The organism is Ruegeria marina (genome assembly GCF_900101475.1).
GTDB lineage: Bacteria > Pseudomonadota > Alphaproteobacteria > Rhodobacterales > Rhodobacteraceae > Ruegeria_B > Ruegeria_B marina.
In genome coordinates this window covers 60,116-81,378 of record NZ_FMZV01000005.1, presented here as the reverse complement: position 1 = coordinate 81,378, position 21,263 = coordinate 60,116, and the positions used below count along the sequence as shown (strand labels likewise).

Annotated in this window: 19 protein-coding genes; 10 read left to right on the top strand and 9 right to left on the bottom strand. The window is 64.8% G+C overall.

The window, feature by feature from the left end; genetic code table 11:
- Positions 1-177: 177 nt before the first annotated feature.
- Positions 178-636: an NUDIX hydrolase gene (locus BLT75_RS08775; protein ID WP_093029872.1), complete on the top strand. Its 459-nt coding sequence runs from the start codon at positions 178-180 to the stop codon at positions 634-636.
- Positions 637-727: 91 nt separating this feature from the next.
- Positions 728-2,206 carry an inorganic phosphate transporter gene (locus BLT75_RS08770; protein WP_093030501.1) on the top strand — a complete coding sequence of 493 codons (1,479 nt, stop codon included), beginning with the start codon at positions 728-730 and terminating at the stop codon, positions 2,204-2,206.
- 13 nt (positions 2,207-2,219) lie between these two features.
- On the opposite strand, the gene BLT75_RS08765 is transcribed toward BLT75_RS08770, so the two are convergent.
- The 4 genes from BLT75_RS08765 to BLT75_RS08750 all read right to left on the bottom strand — a co-directional run bounded on the left by BLT75_RS08765 (position 2,220) and on the right by BLT75_RS08750 (position 6,515).
- On the bottom strand, positions 2,220-3,209 hold the full coding sequence (locus BLT75_RS08765) for a 2-dehydropantoate 2-reductase (protein ID WP_093029870.1): 990 nt from the start codon (positions 3,207-3,209) through the stop codon (positions 2,220-2,222).
- A gap of 97 nt (positions 3,210-3,306) precedes the next feature.
- Positions 3,307-4,224 carry an N-acetyl-gamma-glutamyl-phosphate reductase gene (gene argC, locus BLT75_RS08760; protein WP_093029868.1) on the bottom strand — a complete coding sequence of 306 codons (918 nt, stop codon included), beginning with the start codon at positions 4,222-4,224 and terminating at the stop codon, positions 3,307-3,309.
- 86 nt (positions 4,225-4,310) lie between these two features.
- On the bottom strand, positions 4,311-5,237 hold the full coding sequence (gene argF, locus BLT75_RS08755) for an ornithine carbamoyltransferase (RefSeq protein WP_093029866.1): 927 nt from the start codon (positions 5,235-5,237) through the stop codon (positions 4,311-4,313).
- 90 nt (positions 5,238-5,327) lie between these two features.
- Positions 5,328-6,515, bottom strand: coding sequence for an aspartate aminotransferase family protein (locus BLT75_RS08750; RefSeq protein WP_093029864.1), 1,188 nt, complete (start codon positions 6,513-6,515; stop codon positions 5,328-5,330).
- Positions 6,516-7,002: 487 nt separating this feature from the next.
- Here BLT75_RS08750 and BLT75_RS08745 point away from each other — a divergent pair, with 487 nt between their 5' ends.
- Complete coding sequence (locus tag BLT75_RS08745; protein WP_093029862.1) at positions 7,003-7,887, top strand: DMT family transporter; 885 nt, start codon at positions 7,003-7,005, stop codon at positions 7,885-7,887.
- 195 nt (positions 7,888-8,082) lie between these two features.
- A complete protein-coding gene (locus tag BLT75_RS08740; protein WP_093029860.1) occupies positions 8,083-9,315 on the top strand; it encodes an MFS transporter in 1,233 nt (410 codons plus the stop codon).
- 10 nt (positions 9,316-9,325) lie between these two features.
- Here BLT75_RS08740 and BLT75_RS08735 read toward each other — a convergent pair whose 3' ends face one another.
- Entirely contained in the window at positions 9,326-10,132 is an 807-nt protein-coding gene (locus BLT75_RS08735; RefSeq protein ID WP_093029858.1) for an ABC transporter permease, read from the bottom strand.
- 133 nt (positions 10,133-10,265) lie between these two features.
- Between BLT75_RS08735 and BLT75_RS08730 the strand changes: the two genes are divergently transcribed.
- Positions 10,266-10,871, top strand: a complete 606-nt coding sequence (locus tag BLT75_RS08730; RefSeq protein WP_093029856.1) for a GcrA family cell cycle regulator — start codon at positions 10,266-10,268, stop codon at positions 10,869-10,871.
- Between the two features lie 83 nt (positions 10,872-10,954).
- Here the strand turns inward: BLT75_RS08730 and BLT75_RS08725 are convergent, their stop codons facing one another.
- Positions 10,955-11,479: a YHS domain-containing (seleno)protein gene (locus BLT75_RS08725; protein ID WP_093029855.1), complete on the bottom strand. Its 525-nt coding sequence runs from the start codon at positions 11,477-11,479 to the stop codon at positions 10,955-10,957.
- Positions 11,480-11,752: 273 nt separating this feature from the next.
- Here BLT75_RS08725 and yghU point away from each other — a divergent pair, with 273 nt between their 5' ends.
- On the top strand, positions 11,753-12,628 hold the full coding sequence (gene yghU, locus BLT75_RS08720; RefSeq protein WP_093029853.1) for a glutathione-dependent disulfide-bond oxidoreductase: 876 nt from the start codon (positions 11,753-11,755) through the stop codon (positions 12,626-12,628).
- Positions 12,629-12,667: 39 nt separating this feature from the next.
- Here yghU and BLT75_RS08715 read toward each other — a convergent pair whose 3' ends face one another.
- Positions 12,668-13,447 (bottom strand): SseB family protein, encoded by a 780-nt coding sequence (locus BLT75_RS08715; RefSeq protein WP_093029851.1) that lies wholly within the window; start codon positions 13,445-13,447, stop codon positions 12,668-12,670.
- Complete coding sequence (locus tag BLT75_RS08710; RefSeq protein WP_093030498.1) at positions 13,425-14,048, bottom strand: uracil-DNA glycosylase family protein; 624 nt, start codon at positions 14,046-14,048, stop codon at positions 13,425-13,427. Before BLT75_RS08710 ends, BLT75_RS08715 begins: the two co-directional genes overlap by 23 nt.
- Positions 14,049-14,333: 285 nt before the next feature.
- On the opposite strand from BLT75_RS08710, the gene BLT75_RS08705 reads away from it, so the two are divergent.
- The 4 genes from BLT75_RS08705 to BLT75_RS08690 are packed head-to-tail and all read left to right on the top strand — an operon-like array spanning position 14,334 to position 19,024.
- Positions 14,334-14,993: an ABC transporter ATP-binding protein gene (locus BLT75_RS08705; RefSeq protein WP_093030495.1), complete on the top strand. Its 660-nt coding sequence runs from the start codon at positions 14,334-14,336 to the stop codon at positions 14,991-14,993.
- Positions 14,971-16,668, top strand: a complete 1,698-nt coding sequence (locus BLT75_RS08700) for a KpsE/RkpR family capsule polysaccharide export protein (RefSeq protein ID WP_093029849.1) — start codon at positions 14,971-14,973, stop codon at positions 16,666-16,668. The genes BLT75_RS08705 and BLT75_RS08700 overlap by 23 nt, the downstream gene beginning before the upstream one ends.
- A gap of 4 nt (positions 16,669-16,672) precedes the next feature.
- Entirely contained in the window at positions 16,673-17,506 is an 834-nt protein-coding gene (gene kdsA, locus BLT75_RS08695; RefSeq protein ID WP_093029847.1) for a 3-deoxy-8-phosphooctulonate synthase, read from the top strand.
- Positions 17,507-17,527: 21 nt separating this feature from the next.
- A complete protein-coding gene (locus BLT75_RS08690; protein WP_093029845.1) occupies positions 17,528-19,024 on the top strand; it encodes a phosphomannomutase/phosphoglucomutase in 1,497 nt (498 codons plus the stop codon).
- A gap of 261 nt (positions 19,025-19,285) precedes the next feature.
- Here BLT75_RS08690 and BLT75_RS08685 read toward each other — a convergent pair whose 3' ends face one another.
- Positions 19,286-21,217: an AsmA family protein gene (locus tag BLT75_RS08685; RefSeq protein WP_093029843.1), complete on the bottom strand. Its 1,932-nt coding sequence runs from the start codon at positions 21,215-21,217 to the stop codon at positions 19,286-19,288.
- Positions 21,218-21,263 lie beyond the last annotated feature (46 nt).

Genomic DNA, 21,263 nt, shown 5'->3' with positions numbered 1-21,263 from the left:
GGTCTCGCTCTGCTGCGGTTTCAGGATGCGCGATGCGTGTGGCCTGTGCAAGCGGGTGAACCCAGGACACCGACAGACGGGAAAAACAGTTGAATCCCGGCGCAAAAAGAATATTTCATGAACATATTTCCACGCGACACAAAAAAACAAACGTCAACCCAATCGGAGGTGGAGAGCATGAGAACCAAGGTCAGTCGCGCATGGGCAGAATTGGTAAGCCCCATCCTGAGGCGCCCCAAGAGGGCACAAGTTGCGGCGCTGTGCCTGCGCCCTGTCGCGCAGGGACAAGAGGTTCTGCTGATCACCAGCCTGGACACCGGGCGCTGGATCGTTCCGAAGGGCTGGCCGATCGAAGGCATGAGCGGGGCCGAAACCGCGCTCCACGAAGCCTGGGAAGAGGCGGGCGTCTCGCGTGCCGAGGTGACGGACGAGCCGGTCGGCGTGTTCGGCTATGGCAAGCGGCGCAAGAACGGCACGGTCGAGCCGGTGGAAACCTATGTCTATCGGGTGGATGTCGCGGAACAGTCCGATGAATTCCCCGAAGCAGGCCAGCGCACCCTGCGCTGGGTCGCGCCGCTGGAGGCAGCAAACATGGTTCAGGAGCCGCAGTTGCAGGAATTGCTGCGGCAATTGTAACAGTCCGATTACACTTTAATGACAGCCTGGTTGCGCTGAAACCTCAGGCGGTCTATGGCATCCTGCGACATTCCCAGGCCGGATGACGCAGATGACCGAACCCACCGCAAGACCCCAGTGGGGCAGGCTCGACGCCGACCTGAACCGGATTTCCCGGATCGAAGTGGCGGCGAACTACGTGACCCGTCCGCTCGTTGCCCCCGGCATCGCGCTGGCTTTCATCGTCGTTGCCGCATTGGCGGCCATGGTGGCCTTTGGCCATGCGCCCGGCGGGTTCGTCGTGGTCGCGGCGGCAGCGTTCGGCGCCTACATGGCAATCAACATCGGCGCCAACGACGTCGCCAACAACATGGGGCCGGCGGTAGGTGCGGGCGCGTTGAGCATGGGGGCGGCGATCGCCATTGCCGCCGTGGCCGAAACCGCAGGTGCGCTGCTGGCGGGCGGGGACGTGGTATCCACCATCTCCAAGGGGATCATCGACCCGCATTCGGTCGAGGATGCGCAGGTCTTTGTCTGGGCGATGATGGCAGCGCTGATTTCCTCGGCCTTGTGGGTGAACCTCGCCACCTGGATCGGCGCGCCGGTCTCGACCACCCATTCGGTGGTCGGCGGCGTGATGGGCGCGGGCGTGGCGGCGGCCGGCCTCTCGGCGGTGGACTGGTCGACCATGAGCGCGATCGTCGCCAGCTGGATCATCTCGCCCGTGCTGGGGGGCGGCATTGCTGCGATGTTCCTGGCCCTGATCAAGCACCGTATCCAGTACCAGCCGGACAAGATCGCGGCAGCACGCAAATGGGTGCCGATCCTGGTGGCGATCATGGCCGGAACCTTTGCCACTTACCTGGCGGTCAAGGGGGTCAAAAAGCTGGTCAAGATCGACCTGCAGATGGCCCTGCTGATCGGGCTGGGCACGGCCCTGGTCATCTGGGCCGTGACCGTGCCCTGGGTGCGGCGCAAATCCGAAGGCATGGAGAACCGCACCCGTTCGGTCAAGGCGCTGTTCGGCCTGCCGCTGGTGTTGTCCGCCGCCCTTCTGAGCTTTGCCCATGGCGCCAATGACGTGGCCAATGCCGTCGGACCGCTCGCCGCCATCGTGCATGTGACGTCTGCCGGCAGCTTTGCCGCCAAGGTGGCTATCCCTTCCTGGGTGATGGTGATCGGCGCATTCGGGCTGTCTTTCGGCCTGTTCCTGTTCGGTCCCAAACTGATCCGCATGGTGGGCAGCCAGATCACCAAGCTGAACCCGATGCGCGCTTATTGCGTGGCGCTGTCGGCCGCGATCACGGTAATCGTCGCCAGTTGGCTGGGTCTGCCGGTCAGTTCCACCCATATCGCCGTTGGCGGCGTGTTCGGGGTCGGGTTCTATCGCGAGTGGCATTCGGAAAAGCGGCTGCGCGCATTGCGAGACCGCCGCCCGGCCGAGCTCCGCCTGCCGCAGGAAGAGCGCCGCCGGCGCAAGCTGGTGCGCCGGTCGCATTTCATGACAGTCGTTGCGGCCTGGATCGTCACCGTTCCAGCGGCGGCGCTGATGTCTGCGCTCATCTTCATCCTGCTCAACCAGATCACCTGAGCACAGGACCTGTTCAGCCGCGTATGTCCTGCGGGGTCAGTCCGGGCAAACCGGGGCCTGCCATTTCGGCCCGGCGGACAAGTCCGGTAATGCGCTCGGCAAGCGGCGCGGGCCGGTCCCACGCTTGCGCAAGACGCAGGATCTCGCCTTGCAGGCTGTCGATCTCGGTCATCCGTCCTGCCAGCAGGTCATAGGCCATCGAGGTGCGGGCGGCGGGGTCGACGGTCAGCATACGGGCCGCGATGCGCCGGAACAACGGGGTCGGCAAGCGCAGGATATGCGGGCTGGTCCAGACCGGGAGCGGCGTGGTCGAAGCCACGGCAATACCCGCAGCGCGCAGCACGCCCAGCGCCTCGGCCATCTGGTCGGCCATCAGGCGGCGCCAGTCGCGGTCGGCGAGTTGTTCCACCAGCGTCAGCCCCGACAGCGCATTGAGCGCGTTGTTGAGATTGACCACCAGCTTGCCCCATTGCACCGCCTCGATCCGGGCGCTTTCGATCACCGGCAACCCAGACACAGACAAGGCCGGGCCGAGCCTCCCCGGACCGGGCCCGATCACGATGTCACCGGAGCTGGCGCGGTGCCAGACACCGGCGCCCGCGGGCACCACGTTGAACGGCACCATGCCCGCGCGCAGGTCGCGCCCCGGCATGGCCGCGCGCAGGATCCGGGCGTTTTCAACCCCGTTCTGCCAAGACACCACCGGCACGACAGAGGGAGCATGGGTTGCGATATCGCCGGCGATGCCGGCGGTCGCGGGTGTCTTGACGGTGACAATCACCGCTTCCGCGTCGGACAGGCAGGCCGGATCCTCCGCCAATGTCAGACCATCGACGGCGATATGCCGTTCGAGGCCGGAGAAATCTGTCACCGTCAACCCGTGGGCCCGGATCTGGTCCAGCACGCGGTCCCGCCCCCAGAGCGTGACGGCATGCCCTCCGGCCGCCAGCAACCCGCCACAGAAACAGCCGATGCTGCCCGCACCGGCGATGACGATCCGCATGGTTTCCTCTCTCGCTTGACAATGCGCATCATGCGCGTGCCAAGACAGCCGCGCAACTGGTCAAGCTGCTGGTCGGCCGCGTCTCGGGAGGCGTTGGTCAGAGGCCCAGCGTTTCATCGAGCCCGAGCATGATGTTGAGGTTCTGCACCGCCGCCCCCGAGGCGCCCTTGCCCAGGTTGTCGAGCAGGGCGATCAGCACCGCGCCGCCGGTGTCGGGATTGCCATGCACCGACAGTTCCAGCCGGTTGGTATCGTTCAGGCGGCGCGGGTCGATCCGGGCGCCGTAGTGATCCGGCTTGACGACCGACACGAAGGCGCTGCCGGCGTAATGCTCGGCCAGGGCCGCGTGCAGGCCGGCGCTCTCGCCCGGTTCCAGGAAGGGCAGCGGCACCTGCACGATCATGCCCTGTTCGTAGGGGCCGACCGAGGGCACGAAGACGGGCCGCCGCGACAGGCCCACATGCGCGATGATCTCGGGCAGGTGCTTGTGCCGCTGGTCGGTGGCATAAACGAAGGGGCCGTCGGTCTGGCCGCTCTGGAACTCGGCGATCATCGCCTTGCCGCCGCCGGAATAGCCGCTGATGGCATTGATGGCGAGCGGCGTTTCGGCGGCGATCAGCCCGCGCTTGACCAGCGGGTGCAAGAGCGCAATGGCGCCGGTGGAATAGCAGCCGGGGTTCGAGACGAACTGACCGCTGGCGATCCGGTCGCGCAGGCCGCTGTCCATCTCGGGGAAGCCGAACACCCAGTCCGGGTCGACCCGGTGCGCGGTGCTGGCGTCGATCAGGCGGGTCCCGGTGCCAGCCAGTTGCGCCACGATCTCGACCGCCGCCGCGTCGGGCAGGCAAAGGATGCCGACATCGGCCTCGGCAAAGGCGGCCAGCCGCGCGCCGGTATCCTTGCGCTCGGCCTCGCCCAGGGTGACGAGACGGATATCGTCCCGCCCTTCGAGCCGGGCGCGGATCTGGAGGCCGGTGGTGCCGACCTCGCCGTCGATGAAGACCTTGTGTGTCATGTTCAGTCCCCCGTGTTGAGGAGTGGGTATGCGATGATCTGGCCGAGTCCGGCCATCGGTTTGGTTCAGGTTGCGCAGGCGCGAGATCAGACCCCCAGGCACCAGCGCATGATCGCCTTTTGCGCGTGCAGCCGGTTTTCCGCCTCGTCGAAGACGACAGAGTTCGGGCCATCCATCACCTCGGAGGTCGCTTCCTCCTCGCGGTGGGCGGGCAGGCAATGCATGAAGAGTGCATCCGGCTTGGCGTGGCGCATCAGTTCGGCATTGACCTGGTAGGGCCTGAGCAGGTTGTGCCGGCGTTCCTTGGCCGATTGCGCGTCATGCATCGACACCCAGGTATCGGCCACCACCAGATCGGCGCCCTCGACCGCCTTGTAGGGATCGCGCTCGATCACGATCGTCGAGCCCTTGCGGCGGGCGAAGCCCACGAACTCTTCCTTGGGGTCGAACTGGGCCGGGCCGGTGAAGGTGAGATCGAAGCCGAACTGACCGGCGGCATGCAGGAAGGAGGAACAGACATTGTTGCCGTCGCCGGTCCAGACCACCTTCTTGCCGGCGATCGGGCCGCGGTGCTCCTCGAATGTCAGCACGTCGGCCATGATCTGACAGGGATGGGTGCGGTCGGTCAGCCCGTTGATGACGGGAACATCGGCATATTCGGCCATCTCGGTCAGCACCGTCTCGTCGAAGGTGCGGATCATGATCATGTCGACGTAGCGGCTGAGCACGCGGGCGGTATCCGCGATGGTCTCGCCGTGACCGAGCTGCATGTCATTGCCCGAAAGCACCATGGTCTGCCCGCCCATCTGGCGCACGCCAACGTCGAAGGACACGCGGGTCCGGGTCGAGGGTTTCTCGAAGATCAGCGCCACCATCCGGTCCTTGAGCGGCTGCGTGTCATCGGGCGCGGCCCTGGGCCGGCCGAGGCGGGCCTTTTTCATGGCACCCGCCTGGTCGATCATGGCGCGCAGGTCGGCAGCGTCGGTCTTGTGGATGTCGAGAAAGTGATTCATGGCGTTGGACTTTCGTCTGCCCGGGAGATGGGGCGCTGCCCCCGTCGCGCCATGCGCAACTCCCCCGGAGTATTTTCGAAAAGATGAAGGTCAGGAGGTTGCGAGCTGTTCTTCAACCTGTGCGGCGGCCTTGTCGAGGCGGATCATGGCCTGTGCAATGTCGTCCTCTGTCAGCGTCAGGGGCGGCAGAAGGCGAATGACGTTATCGGCAGCAGGCACCGTTATGACCAGATTGTCATAGCCGGCCTTGACGACGTCAAGGTTGGACGCCTTGCATTTCAGCCCCAGCATCAGGCCAGCGCCGCGAACCTCTTCGAACACCTCCGGGTGGTCGGCGACCAGGCCTTCCAGCTTTTGCCGCAGCAACCCTGCCTTGCGGTTGACGCCTTCGAGAAAGGCCGGGGCGGTGATGTGGTCAATCACCGCGCAGCCCACCGCGCAGCCCAGCGGGTTGCCGCCATAGGTGGAGCCATGCGTGCCCGCGGTCATGCCCGAAGCGGCCTCTTCGGTGGCCAGCACGGCACCCAGGGGAAAGCCGCCGCCGATGCCCTTGGCGACCATCATGATGTCGGGTGTGATGCCCGCCCATTCATGCGCGAACAGCTTGCCGGTGCGCCCCATCCCGCATTGCACCTCGTCGAGGATCAGCAGCAGGCCGTGATCGTCGCAGATCTGCCGCAGCGCCTTCAGCTCGGCATCGGGGACGGGGCGAATGCCGCCCTCGCCCTGCACCGGCTCGATCAGGATCGCGGCGGTCTTGTCGGTGATCGCGTTGGTCACGCCGTCGAGATCGCCGAAGGTGAGATGCACGAAACCGGGCAGCAGCGGGCCGAACCCCTTGACCATCTTTTCCGAGCCAGCGGCGGCGATGCCGGCCGAGGACCGGCCATGAAACGAGCCGTCGAAGGTGAGGATCTCGACACGCTCGGGCTGGCCCTTGTCGTAGAAATACTTGCGCGCCATCTTGACCGCCAGTTCGCAGGCCTCGGTGCCCGAATTGGTGAAGAATACCGTGTCGGCGAAAGTATGCTCCACCAGCTTGTCGGCCAGCGCCTGCTGTTGCGGGATCTGGTAGAGGTTGGAAACATGCCACAGGTTCTGGGCCTGGTCGGTCAGCGCCTTGACCAATGCCGGATGGGCATGGCCCAGCGCATTCACCGCAATGCCCGAGCCGAGGTCGAGGAAACGTCGGCCGTCCGCCTCGGTCAGCCAGGCGCCTTCGCCCTTCACGAAGTTAAGCGGCGCGCGGTTATAGGTCGGCAGGACGGACGGAATCATGGGATCATCCTTGTCTGATGGTTATCCCCGATGCAGGGCATAGCGGGGCGGTCAGGTCAATGTCTGTAACGGGATATGCGCGGAAAACACGGGCGCGCATGGATCAAGAGGCCGCTCAGGCGGCAGCACGTCGGCGTCGAAGGGACAGGATATGGACGAGTTTGATCATGGCGCGCTCCATAACGGAGGATTCGCGCAAAGAAAACCCCTTTTGGAGGGTCGCATGCAACAAAATGGCAATCCGGCCACGCGCAGCGGTCGAGTCGCCACGTCCGGCGGGCAAAGATGCCGGGAATGCCCCTGGCCACCAGCGCCTCGACACGCTGGTAACGGAATTCCCCGCAGTCGCGTCCGGGTGATCATGGGCGCCATTCGCGGCACGGCGCGCACCAAATCGCGCCGCGCCGCCCTTGCGCCTCGCTGACGACACCAGCCGGACCCATCGTTTCCTCTTGTCAAGCGCGCGGTACTCGGTCACCGCTGGCGCATGTTCGAAGCGAAACCGCAAAACCCCGCGCTGGCCGCCGCGTTGATCTTTGCCGCCACGGCGTTCATCGCAGGCACCACGCTGCTGGCCAAGGCGCTGGGAACCGGCACGCTGGGGCCGGCACTGCCGGCCCTGCAGATCAGCCACGGCCGCTTCCTGTTTGCCTTCCTGGCCATCGGGGGCGTGGTGATGACCCTGCGCCCCCGCCTGACGCGGCCGCATTGGAGGCTGCATCTGGGCCGCACCACCTTCGGTTGGGGCGGGGTGACCCTGATGTTTGCCGCTGTCGCCTATATCCCGATGTCCGATGCCACGGCGATCGCCTTCCTAAATCCCGTATTCGCAATGGTCCTGGCAATCCCTCTGCTGGGCGAACGGGTTGGGCCATGGCGCTGGGGCGCGGCGGCGATTGCCCTTTGTGGCGCGCTCATCCTGCTGCGGCCGGCGCCCGGCAGCTTCCAGCCCGCCGCCCTGCTGGCACTCGCCGCGGCCGCCGTGATGGGAATGGAACTCATTTTCATCAAGAAGCTCTCGGGGCGGGAACGGCCGATCCAGATCCTGCTGGTCAACAACGCCATGGGGCTGGCGATCGCCAGCGCCGCGGTCTGGCCGGTCTGGCAGCCGCCCCTGCCCGGCCAATGGGCGGCGCTGGCCGGAATCGGGGGGCTGATGGCTTGCGCCCAGGCCTGTTTCGTCAACGGGATGGCGCGGGCGGATGCCTCCTTCGTGGCGCCGTTCAGCTACGCCACGCTGATCTTTGCCGCCCTCTATGACATGATCGCATTCGACGTGATCCCTGACGCGATCAGCATGACCGGCGCCGCCATCATCCTGACCGGCGCCCTGGTCCTGGCCTGGCGCGAAGGGCGTGCCGCGCGACGCTGACTACGGTTTCTTTCTGGTCAGAAATACTCCGGGGGAGCGCCGCCCAGAGGGCGGCGCGGGGGCAGAGCCCCCTGCGGCATCACGGTCCGTTTTTTCGCGGCGCTGGCCTTTGAGCGACGGATGTGTCGCAAATCTTCGCGACCGCGATCCCAGTGATGCCGATGCTGAGCCCGTTTTGTAGCAAAGGTTGCCATTATGCATGAACGCCGGATTCCCGAATGGGTGCGCCATTCTCCCGCCCCCTCGGTGCGGGATTTCGGCATAATTGCCGGGCTCGAGGCAGTGGTCCGCGGCATCCTCATCTCGGTGTTTCCGCTCGTGATGTACCGTGCGCTCGGCAGCGCCGAAAACGTGTCTCTCGCCTATTTCCTGATCGGCGTCCTGTCGCTGGTGGCCGGGTTGATGGTGCCCTTCCTGATCCGTTTCGTGCCGCGCCGCTGGTCCTATACGGTCGGCGCGCTGCTGTTCGTGATCGGCGCCGTCCTGGCGGTTCGGGGTACGCCCGAAGCCGTGGTCGCCGCGCTCGCCTGCAACGCGGTGGCCGCCGTGGTCTGCTTCATCTGCTTCAACGCCTATGTGCTGGATTACATCGAGCGGGTGGATCTCGGCCGGTGCGAGACCAGCCGGATGTTCTACAGCGCGATGGGCTGGACGGCAGGTCCGATGGCGGGCGTGCTGCTGATGGAACTCTGGGCCCCTGCCCCCTTCGTGATCAGCGGCGCGGCCGCGGTGATCATGCTGGCGGTGTTCTGGATGCTGCGGATGGGCAATGGCAAGATGATCACCCGCGCGCGCGGCCCGGCGCGCAATCCGCTCGCGTTCCTGCCGCGCTTCTTCGCGCAGCCCCGGCTGGTGTCGGGCTATCTCTTTGCCATGATCCGGTCCTGCGGCTGGTGGGTCTATGTGGTCTACCTGCCGATCTTTTCCATTGAATCGGGCATGGGCGACAAGGTGGGCGGCATCCTGCTTTCGATCACCAACGGGATGCTCTTCCTGGCGCCGCTGATCCTGCGCTGGGTGCAGCGGCGGTCGCTGCGCAGCGCGGTGCGCACCGGTTTTGCGGGCGCCGGTTTCTGCTTCGCGGCAGCCGGTTTCCTGTCCGGCTGGCCGCCGCTTGCCGCGATCGTGCTGATGCTAGGATCGTTCTGGCTGATCGTGCTGGACATCTGCGCCGGGCTGCCGTTCCTGATGGCGGTGAAGCCCTCGGAGCGGACCGAGATGTCGGCGATCTATTCCAGCTATCGCGACGTTTCGGGGATCATGACGCCGGGCGCCGCCTGGCTTGTACTGATGGTGGCGCCGGTGGCCGGCATCTTCGTCGCCGGCGGCACGGCGCTGTTCGGCGCCTTTGCCATCGCCGCGCGGCTGCATCCCCGGCTGGGCCGGCCGCGCATCCCGCTGGAGCCGGGATCGCTGGCCGACGCCTGACGCCCTTGCATCACGCCTTCAGGCGGTAACCTTTCCTCAGCATCGACCAGGCCAGCAGGCAGACCGCGAAGGTGGCGGCGACGCAGACCGCGGCCCCCAGCGCGGGCGGGCTGTCGGAGGCGCCGATCACCGCAAAGCGCAGCCCGTCGATCAGGTAGAACACCGGGTTGGCGTGGCTCAGGAACCAAAGCGCAGGCGGCAGCACCTCGACCGAATAGAAGGTGCCGGACAGGAACGCGAGCGGCGTGACGATGAAATTGGTGATCGCCGCCATCTGGTCGAACTTGTTGGCGTAGATCCCTGCCACAAGCCCCAGCGCCCCCATGAAGGCCGCGCCCAGCGCGGCATAGAACAGGGCCAGCACCGGATGCTGCGCGACCAGCCCCAGCAGCAGCGCCAGCGCGACCGCTATGGCCAGGGCCACGATCACGCCCCGCGCCACCGCGCCCGCCAGATAACCCAGCAGCAGTTCCAGCGGCGAAAGGGGCGGCATCAGAGTGTCAACGATATTGCCCTGCACCTTCGAGATCACCACCGAGGACGAGGTATTTGCAAAGGCGTTCTGGATCACCGTCATCATCAGGATGCCCGGCGCCAGGAAATGCAGGAAGGGGACGCCCATGACCTCGCCCCGGCCCGAACCGACCGCGAGCGTGAAGATCATCAGGAACAGCCCGGCCGTCACCAGCGGCGCCAGCAGGGTCTGGGTCCAGACCACGAGAAACCGCATCACCTCGCGCGCCGCAAGGGTATAGAGCCCCAGCCAGTTGATGCGCCCAAAGCGGCGGACCCCGGGTTCGACCGTCTTGCCGTTCATGCCATTCTCCTGTCGCGATCCGATTCGAAGTGCCTTGTAACTCGGGCCGCAGTGGCTAGAATAGGGCGCTGAGACGAATTCCGGAGGCGGCCACAGCGCATGGGGCCGCTTTTCCCGCTTTTGAGAGGCTGACATGTCCTGGACTGACGAGCGCGTTGAACTGCTCAAGAAAATGTGGAGCGATGGCCAGTCGGCCAGCCAGATCGCCAAGGAACTGGGCGGGGTGACCCGCAACGCAGTGATCGGCAAGGTTCACCGCCTGGGTCTGTCAAACCGTACATCGGGCCCCGCGGCGGCGCCCGCACCGGCCAAGCCCGAAGTCAAGGACAAGCCCGCGGCCAGCGCACCCAAGCCCGAGGTCCGGGCAAAACCCGTGCCGCGCACGGAACCTGCGCGCCCCGCCCCCGCGGCGGCGGCCGCCGATCCACAGCCGGCCGAGGCCAAGCCCATTCCGCCGCGCAAGCAGATCATTCCGGCAGGCCAGCCGCTGCCACCGCAGCCTTCGGCCAACGAGATCAGCCCCGAGGCGCTGGCCAAGGTCAACGAGGTCGAGAAAAAGGCCAAGAAACTGACGCTCATGGAGCTCACCGAACGCACCTGCAAATGGCCGGTGGGGGACCCCGCGACTGACGACTTTTGGTTCTGCGGCCTGCCGGTGCAGCAGGGCAAACCCTATTGCGAGGCGCATGTGGGCGTGGCCTTCCAGCCGATGAGCGCGCGCCGCGACCGGCGCCGCTGAGACTTGCATGGGCCGAAAATGGACTGGTCCGGGATCTTGACCCCGGACCATTTCTTTTTGCGGAAAACCGCTTTTGCGTGCCGTCAGTTGGTTACCGGCGCCGACGAGGTGAAATCGGGGATCACGCTGGTCGATGCCGCATTCGGTTCGATCCCCGGCCAATTGCCATCGGCCTTGTCGATGTTGCCGGGAATATCCTCTTCCCAGAATCCCACCACGTTCCGGGTGATGTTCAGATAGAGCTTGTCGTCGACGATGCGCCACAGGTTCGGGTTGCCCGGAACCTTGCCACCCTTGGACACGCCATAGGCGCAGTGTCCGTCAAACTGCGGCGCATAGAACTCCGGATCGGCGAGGAACTTGTCGCGGTTCTCCTCGGTCGAGAACGCCCAGGTCGCGCCGTTCCACTCGGCCGTGATCGAAGCCTTGCCCTTGACCCCCTCAGGCTGGGCAAGACCGACGGCCGATTGGGTTAGGCCGTGATAGGCCACCACATCATAGCCCGACACCGCGTATCCGGTGCCGTCGACATATTGCTCACCGGCAAGGGCCGGCAGGGACAGCGCCGTGGTGGCGACCGTGGCAAGGGCAAAAACGAAACGTCTCATCAACGGGTCCTTCCGTATGGTTCATGGCCGCATGCACCGGCCAGTGCCCAGAGATTACCCTTGCCCGCATGATTTCGCAGCGCCGCTCGCGCGGGTGTGAGCGGGAACGAGGTTTCGTGATTGCGGCCCGGGGAAATGTTTCAATTCCGCATTACATCCCGACGTCAGAATGATCGTCCCTTGTGTCTCTGCCAGGGTTGGACTTTGTTGAGCGAAACATTAGCTGACCGGGTGTCGGGTGTCCGGTCCCGTCGCAAGCGAGAAAGGTTCCGCATGAGTGAAACGTCAAACTATACGCCGCCGAAAGTCTGGGTCTGGGACAAGGAGAGCGGCGGTCAGTTCGCCAGCATCAACCGCCCCATCGCGGGACCGACCCATGACAAGGAACTGCCGGTCGGCGAGCATCCGTTCCAGCTCTACTCTCAGGGTACGCCCAACGGGGTCAAGGTCACTGTGATGTTCGAGGAGCTGCTGGCCGCGGGTCATGCAGAGGCCGAATACGATGCCTGGCTGATCCAGATCGGCAAGGGCGAGCAATTCGGATCGGGCTTTGTCGACATCAACCCGAACTCGAAGATCCCGGCCCTGCTGGATCGTTCGGGTGCCGAACCGGTCCGTGTGTTCGAGAGCGCCTCGATCCTGTTCCACCTTGCCGAGAAATTCGACGCCTTCCTGCCCAGGAGCGGCGCGGCCCGGACCGGAGTGATGAACTGGGTGTTCTGGCAGATGGGCAGCGCGCCTTATCTGGGCGGCGGGTTCGGTCATTTCTACGCCTATGCGCCCGAAAAATGGGAATATCCGATCAACCGGTTCGCGATGGAGGTCAAACGTCAGCTGGACGTGCTGAACCGGGAACTGGCGAACAAGAGCTTCATCGCCGGCGAAGACTATACCATCGCCGACATGGCGATCTGGCCATGGTACGGACAACTGGCGTTGGGCCGGCAATACAGCGCGGGAGAGTTCCTCGATGTCGAAAGCTACGAGCATGTGCAGCGCTGGGCCAAGGCGATCGACGCGCGCCCGGCGGTCAGCCGGGGACGCATGGTGAACCGGACCGCCGGCGAGCCCAAATACCAGTTGCGCGAACGACATGCCGCCAGCGATTTCGACACCCGCACCCAAGACAAGCTGGAAGCGGCGGAATAACCGCCGCCCCTTGCGGGCGGGCCAGGCGCCCGCCTGTGGTCATTTCAATCGCGGCGGGCGACCCGGGTCCATGCCCGGAGCTGACGGCGCACTTGCAGGGGCCACAGGTTTGGGCAATTCGAACCGCAGCCCCACACGCGCCAAGGCAGCGGCCATCGGGTCGCTGGCGCTGAAAAAGCCGACGTCCATGGCCCCGGCCTCGATCCCGGAAAAGGTGAGCGCTTCGGACGCCGCCTTGGCCAGCGCCGCTTCGGCCCCTGCCACCGCATCGACAAATCCCAGAAGATGCCCGCGCGCGCCTTCGTGATAGACCACCCCCGCGAGATAAGCCCCCTGCGCCAGACCGGCGGCGCTGACGAGCTTGGCATCGAGGGCGGATAGCAGCGCCTCGGGCAGCCCGCCGGGCGGCGTGACCTCGGATATCCGCGCCTCGACATGGTCCGGACGGTTGCCCAGCGTTGCATCCAGCCAGGCCAGCGCCTCGGCCGGGATCAGCATGGCCGAAGGCGCCACGTCGAGATTGAGGCCGAGCCCCACCCCCTGCCCCGCCAGCATCGCCGCGAGCACCCGACCAGACAAGGCCGCATAGGGCGCCGGCCGGCCGACAAACGCGGCCAGGCGGTCCTCGCGGTCGAAGGCGAGTACGAAGCGGCCATCGGCGAGGTCGAAGAGTTCGGGCGAAAGATTCTCGTCGCGCGCCTCCTCGGTCAACAGCAGGAACAGTTCGGCATCGCCCAGCCGCTCGAAGAAGCGCAGGCGGGCGGCGTCGCTCGACTCCATTTCCGCATGGGCGCGGTCAATCGGGGTTTCCGGGGTCATGCAGCACCTCCTTGACCCGTGCGCGCAGGACCGGCAGCAGGTCGGTCTGGAACCACGGGTTCTTCTTCAGCCATCCCGTATTGCGCCAGGACGGATGAGGCAAGGCAAAGACCCGCGGCGCATGGTCCCGCCAGGCGGCGACCGTTTCGGTCACCGGCCCGCGCGCGCCAAGGTGGTAGCGATGCGCGTGACCGCCCACCAGCACGACCAGCGGCAAATTGCCCAGTTCTGCCATCACCCGATTGTGCCATGTCCTTCCACAAATCGGCGGCGGCGGCAGATCCGAGCCCTTATTGTCGTAACCCGGGAAACAAAAGGCCATCGGAACAACCGCCACGCGGGAGAGGTCGTAAAAAATATCCTCGCCGATCCCCAGCCAGTCGCGCAGACGATCACCCGACGGATCGGTGAAGGGGCGGCCGGTCTGGTGTACGCGCGCACCCGGCGCCTGTCCGGCAATCAGCACACGCGCGCCGGGCCGGAACCAGACCACCGGACGCGGGACATGGGCGGTAGCCGTCCCGGCAAACCGTTCCGCACACAGCCGGCAGGCACGGATATCCTTGGCCAGTTGGGTTTCTGCCGGTGTGTCCGGGACCATGTTCCTCTTGCCTCGTGGAATTTGAGCGGCCAGCGCAAGATAGACCATGGCCCTCTTGCCTCCAACCGTCAGAGAGCTGCACGATATCTCAAAACCCGCCGGACCGGCGAAAGTCCATCAGTTTTCCCTGCGGGAATCGCATTGAAGATTTGTTTCGGATTTCGACATAATGTAGCCCAAATCCCCCTATAGTCGGAGGTCAGTCTCCGTGCAGGCGGGAACCGGGTAGGCGCCCATCAGGGACGGAACTGCAAAAAAGAAAACATGGGCCGCAGCAGACAGCAGATGCTTGAGTTCGAGAATGTCAGCAAGTCGTTTTGGACCGGATCGCAGCGAAAGGTGATCCTGGACCGGGTTTCGTTCCGGGTCGAACTGGGCAAGTCGCTTGGCGTGCTCGCACCGAACGGGACCGGCAAGACGACCCTGATCAACATGATGGCAGGGCTGGAAAAACCCGACGAAGGCGTGATCCGGAGGTCCTGCAACATTTCCTTTCCGCTGGGCTTCATGGGCGGCGTCATCGGCCGATTGTCCGCCATGGAAAATGCCCGCTACATCGCTCGCCTCTATGGCATGGACCCCGACTACATCGAGGCGTACTGCCGGTGGCTTTGCGGGTTGGGCGAATATTTCGACCAGCCGCTAGGCACCTATTCCTCGGGCATGAGGGCGCGGTTCTCCTTTGCGCTAATGCTTGCGCTTGACTTCGACATGTACCTGATCGACGAAGGCATGCCGGCCTCGACAGACGTCGAATTCAACAAGAAGGCCGGCGCGATCCTGGAAGAACGCCTGCGCACAACGACGATCGTGATCGTCTCGCACCAGGCCGCGACGCTTGAGAAATTCGCACGCCAGGCCGCTGTTTTGATGAATGGCCAGTTGCACATGTTTGACTCGTTGGAAGAAGCGAAACAGCTCTATGACTACGAAACCCAAAGCTAAGAAATTCCGCATCCGCCGTACCGGCGGTGTGCCGGAGGGCGTGCAGCATGCCTCTGCCGCCGGGGGTTCTGCAGCCCAGACGAGCAATGTCGCGCCGCTGCGCCCGCTTGTGACTCCCACACGCCCGGCAACCGGAGCGACGCGCCCCGAAACCGCGAAGGAAGACGTCAGCACGCGCGTCGCGCCAGAGGGCAAGGCCTCTGCGCCGATGCAGGGTCAGGTCTCTTCGGCTGCGGAAACCGGCGCCGAGACCGAGATCGACGCGATCAAACGCGAAGGGCTGACCGGCCGACAGTTGCGTATGGCGCGTCGGCTCGCGCAGAAACACAATCTCCCGGTCATGTCCGATTACGATGCGGTACGTCAGCTGCGCGCGCGGGGCATAGACCCGCTGGAGCGCGGCAACATGCTGGATCTGGTGGTGCAACGCGGCGAAAAGACTGCCGAAAAACCGGAGCCCAAGGTGCAGCTGCCGCAGACCATTCAGCCGCGCCAGACGCTGCCATCGACAGAACTCAGCCCGACCCAGCGGCGCGAGATGGAGATTGGCAAGATCCAGCAGGACATCATGCGCCGGCGCCGGCGCAAGCTGATGCAGCTGGTGACCCGGCTGGCGGTTTTCGTCGGGCTGCCGACGCTGATCGCCGCCTATTACTTCTATGCCGTCGCCACCCCGATGTATGCGAGCAAATCGGAATTCGTGATCCTGCAGGCGGATGGCTCGCTGGGCGGGCTGGGCGGCTTTTTCGCGGGCACCCAGTTCGCCACCAGCCAGGATTCGATCTCGGTCCAGTCCTTCCTGGAATCGAAGGAAGCGATGTTGCAACTGGACCGCGACCGCGGGTTCAAGGCGCATTTCCAGCAACCCTGGATCGACCCGATCCAGCGCCTCGCCCCGGATGCCACGAACGAGGACGCCTACAAGATCTACAGCCGCATCGTGAAGATCGGCTATGACCCGACCGAAGGCGTGATCCGGATGGAGGTCGCCGCCCCCGATCCGCAGGTGGCCACCGAGTTTTCGCAAAGCCTGCTGACCTATGCCGAGGAGCGGGTGAACAACCTGTCCGGGCAAAAGCGCGAAGACCAGATGCGCGAGGCGCGCCAGAGCTTCGAGGATGCCCAGGCCGAACGGCGCAAGGCACAGGAGGCGCTGGTCGAGTTGCAGCAGAAGGGCGCGCTGCTTGATCCCGAAGGCGTGATCGCAAGCCTGCGCGGCCGCATCGACCAGGTCGAAGTGCAGATCCAGGAGAAGGAATTGCAACTGGCGGCCCTGCTGGACAACGCGCGTCCGAGCAAGGCCAAGGTCGACGGCACCCGTGCCGATATCGCGCGATTGAACGATCTGCTCGACGATCTGAACGCCGAGATGCTGGATACCTCGCGCGGCGAAAACTCGCTGGCGCGGCTGACCGTCCGAATCCAGATGGCGCAGGCAGACCTCGCCACGCGCGACATGATGCTGCAATCGGCGCTGCAACAGATGGAAACCACCCGGATGGAGGCGAACCGGCAGGTGCGCTACCTGACAGTGTCGGTCAACCCCGTGCCAAGCGAGGAACCGAGTTATCCGCGCAGTTTCGAAAATACGATTTTGGCATTCCTGCTCTTTGCTGGTATCTACCTGATGATCTCGCTCACCGCGTCGATCCTTAGAGAACAGGTATCCTCGTAAGCCCATGAAACATGTCAAAATCGCCGACCTGACCGTTGGCAACGACCTGCCGCTGACCGTCATTGCCGGCCCCTGCCAGCTGGAATCCGCCGATCATGCGCAAATGATCGCCGGCACCTTGAAAGAAGCCTGCGACGCCGTCGGCGCGCAATTCGTCTTCAAGGCAAGCTACGACAAGGCGAACCGCACCTCGTTGAGCGGCCAGCGCGGCCTGGGCATCGACGCCGGGTTGAAAGTGCTGGACGACATCCGGCGCGGCATGGGCATACCCGTTCTCACCGATGTCCATACCGAGGCCCAATGCGCCGTTGCTGCGGCGGCGGTGGACGTGTTGCAGATACCGGCCTTCCTGTGCCGGCAGACCGACATGCTGCTGGCTGCGGGCGCGACCGGTGCCGTGATCAACGTCAAGAAAGGCCAGTTCCTGGCGCCCTGGGATATGGGTAATATCGTCACCAAGATCGAAAGCACCGGCAACGACAGGATCATGCTGACCGAGAGGGGCGTGTCTTTCGGCTACAACACCCTTGTGGCCGATATGCGTTCGCTGCCGATCATGGCGCAGACCGGCTATCCTGTGGTCATGGATGCCACGCATTCGGTGCAGCAGCCGGGCGGCCGGGGCGGCTCTTCGGGAGGGCAGCGCGAGTTTGCGCCGGTCATGGCGCGGGCGGCGGTGTCCCTGGGCATCGGCGCCGTTTTCATCGAAACCCACCCCGATCCCGACAATGCCCCCAGCGACGGGCCCAACATGATCCATCTCGATCAGATGCCGGCCATGATCGCCACCTTGATGCGCTTCGATGCGCTTGCTAAGGCAGAGCCCATTCGCATCTGACAAGAAACCAGAGAATTTGACATGACCAAACCGCTTTCCGAGGTGACACCCAACACCTGGAGCTTTCTGCGCGACGCAATGATCCGGCCCACCGGGTTCCGGGAATACGATGCCCGCTGGAAATACCCCGAAGAAATCAACTTGCCCGGCATGACCGCGCTGGGACTGGGCCTGGGCACGCAGATGCACCGCCGCGGCATCGCGCCGGTCATCGCGGTCGGCAACGACTATCGCGACTATTCACTCGCCATCAAGAATGCGCTGATCCTGGGCCTGATGCAGGCCGGTGTCCAGGTCAAGGACATTGGCCCGGCGCTGTCACCGATGGCCTATTTCGCACAATTCCACCTGGATGTGCCGGCGGTTGCGATGGTCACGGCCAGCCACAACCCGAACGGCTGGACCGGGGTCAAGATGGGGTTTGACCGGCCATTGACCCACGGACCCGACGAAATGGCCGAACTGCGCGACATCGTGCTGAACGGCGAAGGCGTCGCACGCCCGGGTGGCTCCTATGAATTCGTGGAGGGCGTGAAGGAAGCCTATATCGACGATCTGGTCGGCGATTTCCGCATGTCCCGTCCGCTCAAGGTGGTCTGCGCCACCGGCAACGGCACGGCCTCGGCCTTTGCGCCCGAGATCTTCGCGCGCATGGGGGTCGAGGTGGTGCCGAGCCACAATGAGCTCGACTATACCTTCCCCCACTACAACCCGAACCCAGAAGCCATGGAAATGCTGCATGACATGGCCGACATGGTCAAAGCCAGCGGCGCCGATCTCGCGCTGGGCTTCGACGGGGACGGCGACCGCTGCGGCGTGGTCGATGACGAGGGCGAAGAGATCTTTGCAGACAAGGTGGGCGTGATCATGGCGCGCGACCTGTCGAAATTGTATCCCGGCGCCACCTTCGTGGCGGATGTGAAATCCACCGGCCTGTTTGCCGCCGACCCCGAACTGAAGAAGAACGGCGTGGTCGCCGACTACTGGAAGACCGGTCACAGCCACATGAAGCGGCGGGTCAAGGAGATCGGCGCGCTGGCGGGGTTCGAGAAGTCGGGCCACTACTTCCTGGCCGAACCGATCGGGCGCGGCTACGACTGCGGCATGCGGGTGGCGGTCGAGATCTGCAAGCTGATGGACCGCAACCCCGGCAGCCGCATGTCCGACCTGCGCAAGGCGCTGCCGCGCACCTGGTCGACGCCGACCATGTCGCCCTATGCCGCCGATACCGAAAAATACGCCATTCTCGAACGGCTGGTGGAAAAACTGGCCGCAAGGCATGCGGCCGGGGACAGTTTTGCCGGCAAGGCGATCAAGGAAGTCGTCACGGTCAACGGCGCCCGCGTCATCCTCGACAATGGATCCTGGGGCCTGGTCCGCGCCTCGTCGAACACGCCCAACCTGGTGGTGGTCTGCGAAAGCAGCGAAAGCGAGGCGGAGATGCGCGCCATCTTCGCCGAAATCGACGCGGTCATCCGCACGGAACCCGGCGTCGGGGACTACGACCAGACCATCTGAGCGGGTTTCGGGGGGGGAGGCGCTCCCGCCCCCTCACCGGGTTTCTCTGGCGAGAAACCCGTTCGGGCTTGGGCCGGGCCGCGCCTGCGGCGCGGCATATTCAGGCGAGGCTCTGCCTCGCGCTCCGGAGTATTTCCGACCAGAAAGAAGCCGGATCCGCGCCTTCTTTTCCGAGACACCCGGGCAGTGCCCATGCCCGGTTGCACTGCGCACTCTTGCGGCATTGGCGAGGCGTCTGCTGCGGCTCTGTTCCGACAGGCTCTAGTTCTTGCCGAGCAGCTTCAGCAATCCCTTGGTCGCTTCCTGTTCCAGACGTTCCCTGATCAGGTCTTCGACATCCTGGCCAGGCTGGATCTCGGTATCCAGTTCCTCGCCCAGTTTGCGCCGCAACTCCTCCTTGGCCTTGTCTTCGAGTTGCCCCGCCTCGAGACCGGTTGCCTTTTCGATCACCTGTGTCAGATCGGGCCGAATGGCAGGATTGGCCCAGGGGCCGACAATCCGGACCGGGACCGCAAGGCCCTGGCCCGCGTTTGCACGAAGCGCAACCGGGGTGAAGAGATAGTCGATATCGCGCGCGCCGAGGCCGATGCGCCCCTCGCCGTTGGCCTTGAAATTGTCCAGCAGCATGAGGAGGTCGCCATTGAAAACATCCCCCTTGTCGATCTTGTAGCTTGCCGAAAGGCTGTTGAATACGGTTGCCCCGCCGCCTGCCCCCTGCCCCATGAGGCTGTCCAGATCGAACCCGGAGATCACGCCGCGCCCCATCTGAATGCTTCCCTCACCGGACAGGGACCGCATCAACTCGTCTTCGCTTTCGCCAACGCCAAGAAACCGGAGCGTACCCGAGGCAGCGCCCGAGAGGCGCTGGACTCCCGCCAGTGTGGACAGGACCTGTTGCATCTCGACCCCTTCGACGCTGATGTCGCCGGCCATCGACAGGCCGTTCCTGTTGTTGGCGACAAGCTGGCCAGTGAGTTGCCCGGAAAACAGGGAAACCGGCTGCATCGCCAGAACCGCGCGGTTCTGGTCGAGGGACAGCGTCAGGTCGCTCGCCCCCAGTGACAGGCCTGGCAAGGCGATAGACTGTGCGACCAGACGGATGGAACCGTTCGCAAGCGCGAGGGCCGAGGCGTCGATCGGCGCCCTGGACCAGCCACCGGAGCCGGCGGCCGCAGCGGGAGTTTCACCTGACGCGGAAAGACCGGTCAGGTCGAGCGCGTCGGCCGCAAGCCGTGCGGTCACCTGCGGCGGATCGGCTACGGTGACATCGGCGGCGCCCGTGAGCCGGTTTCCGTCTAGATCCATCGCCAGATCGCGCAGGGCCAGCTGGCCGTTGGCGGTATAGGTGATCTGGGCGCTGACTTCAGCCTTCTGGCCCAGACCGCGCGCCAGGGTCGTGCCCGGCTGACCGAAGGCCGCCAGCATTCGGGCGCTGTCAGTCGTCCACAGGCTGGCCTTGCCCGCCATGTCGCCGTTCAGCGCAGCATGACCGTCGAAGATGATCAGGCTGTCCGGACCCGTCATCTGTATCTGCATGGCAGTAACCTGGCCCGACGAAAAGGCCGGCAGATTCGGCAAGGTGAGATCGACGCCGATGCCATCTGCGCCCAATGCCAGTCTTGCCTGCAGTTTCAGCGGCGCATCCGGAGCAGGCCAGCTTGCCGTGATGTCCACATTGGCGAAGTCGAAACGGGTCTGTGCATCTTCGGTAAGGATCAGGCGGGCATTCTTCAATTCCAGCCGGTCCAGCGTGATGAGACGCGGCTCCGATGCGGGAGTCTCGGTACCTGATCCGGCGGCCAGGGTTTGCGTGGGCGCGAATTCCCAGTTGACCTTGTCTCCGGCGGTTTCCAGACGCAGAAGAGGATCCTCGGCGACGATCCCGGTTATCCGGACATCTCCGGCAAGCAGTGCCGGCGCGCTGACGCCAATGGCCAGACGGCTGGCCGTCAGCATTGGCTGATCACCCGCCCAGGGCGCATTTCCCAGGACGACGGGTCCCGTTTCGACCCCCAGAACGGGCCAGAAGGTGAGACGGACCTCGCCTGTGAAGCTCAGCTCCCGCCCGGTTTGCGCCCGGATCTGATCTGCCGCGAGACGCGCCAGCTTGTCCCCCGGCAACAGGAGAACGGCCCCGGCCAGCGCCACCGCCGCCAGGACCAGGGTGATCAAAATGCGAACCAGCCATTTCATGCAACTGCTCCCCGTCGGTCTTGTGTTCCCGGTATGGCAAACGGAC